This window comes from Corallococcus sp. AS-1-12, from assembly GCF_020036995.1.
Lineage (GTDB): Bacteria > Myxococcota > Myxococcia > Myxococcales > Myxococcaceae > Corallococcus.
This window is the reverse complement of record NZ_JAIQDD010000100.1, coordinates 1-1,002: the sequence shown is the minus strand read 5'-3', so window position 1 is coordinate 1,002 and position 1,002 is coordinate 1. Positions and strand designations below refer to the sequence as shown.

Sequence of the window (1,002 nt, the reverse complement as noted above, 5' to 3'; positions counted from 1 at the left end):
CTCCTGTCCCCCTTGTCGCTTGGCAGCCGGCCAACTGGCCTCGCTATTCCGCGCAGACCTCCTGTCGGACAAGTTCGTGCGAAGCGCCGCCGCCGGGGAGGCCCCGCCGCACAGTGGCCTGGAGGTTTCGCGACTTCACGGGCGCCCGTCACGACCGGGCACGGCGAGCGCTTACGGCGGACGTGTCGGACTCGGCGGCTATCACGGGGTTCCGCACACCGCACCGGAGTGCAGTCACGAGGGGCGAGCAATGGGCAACCGCTGGTGGGCGGTGCTGTGGCTGGGTCTGCTTCCCATGCGAGGAGCGGCTACGGATGCGCCTGACTCGGGGACTTCAGCCCCCCAGGAATCCTCGCGCTCCGGGTCTGCATTGGCACGGCTGGAGGTGGCACCGCTCGCGTACCTTCCGCGCTCAGGCGGCGGCGAGGCCGAGGGCTTCATCCAACTGGAGCCCACGCTCATCCTGGAGGGTGGTTCGGAGTTCGGGCTCAACCTCGGCGCACCGGTCAGATTGCGAGCATGGGGTGGCACGGGTCTCGTGAGGAGGGAGGACTGGGACCACCTGTCCGACTTCGGGCAGGTGGTGCGAGGCCTCAAGCTGGGCTCGAACGACGCGCCCGTGGGCGTCTGGTTCGGCGCGCTGGAGTCCTACAGCCTGTTGTCCGCGCACCTCGTGCGGCGCTACTCCAACCGAAGCAACCCTGACTACCACCCAGCGGGCGGCTTCCTCACCGGCACGCTGGGTCCCCTCTACACGCAGGCCTTCGCCTCGGACGTGCTGGGCGCGCGCCTCATGGGGGCTGAAGTCGCACTGGACCTGGAGCACGTCCTCTTCGGCCAGCCCCGCGAGCCGGGCCGCCACACGCTGGCACTCTCCGCCGTGCACGACTGGGGGAACGCCGGAGGGCGTGCGCCCTCGGTGACGCTGGCGCATCTGGACGGCACCGCCGTGGTGCTGGTGCGGCCGGGCTTCGAGGCCCACCTGCTTGCCGGTTGGGGCGG

Annotated in this window: 1 pseudogene; it reads left to right on the top strand. The window is 70.6% G+C overall.

Annotated elements, in window-relative coordinates:
- Positions 1 to 250: 250 nt before the first annotated feature.
- Positions 251 to 1,002: pseudogene (locus K8556_RS38880) on the top strand (hypothetical protein); the annotation flags it as partial.